We start from the raw sequence: 584 nt of genomic DNA on the forward strand, positions 1-584 counted from the left end.
AGTTGTAATTATATATTTTCCCTTCTATTTCATCTAATGCATGCAATAATTTCTCAGTATATACATGCGTATAATCTGGAAGTAAATGCTTTTTCTTAATCCATTCCTGCAGTTCCTCTTGTTCTTTTCTCTTCTCTACTTCGCGTTGCTTCTCCATGTATATAAATAACCTGTATCCCATTCTATACACCGTATAATCAACAGTTTTTCCATCTTTTTCAAAACGCACCTCTTTTATAAGAAGGCCTCGCTCTATATAATCCACCAAATCACGCGGAGCCAACCATTTAGAGATCTCGCTCTCTTTTTTCTTTACATTAGGAGTATAAAATACTTTGGCAACTTCTTTCGGAACGTCTAGCACTTCTGCACTACTGATAAAAATTTCTGCTGTTTTTATAATTTTACGAGGGGTTTGTTTCATAATCGGGAGAATTGTCATGTTATTTTCTTGACGTATATATAAGTCATCAATTGTTTCTGCACTTTTAACGATATATGTTTGAATAAATTGCAACATATTCATATTATCACTTCCCTAATTTATCGCTGCTTGTATTGTATCATGAATACTCCCCCACTTA

At 33.6% G+C, this 584-nt stretch carries 1 pseudogene; it reads right to left on the reverse strand.

Annotated elements, in window-relative coordinates:
* A pseudogene (locus V7024_RS07305) lies at positions 1 to 526 on the reverse strand (histidine kinase); the annotation flags it as partial.
* Positions 527 to 584 lie beyond the last annotated feature (58 nt).

Source organism: Bacillus sp. JJ864 (assembly GCF_036963045.1).
GTDB lineage: Bacteria > Bacillota > Bacilli > Bacillales > Bacillaceae_G > Bacillus_A > Bacillus_A pseudomycoides_C.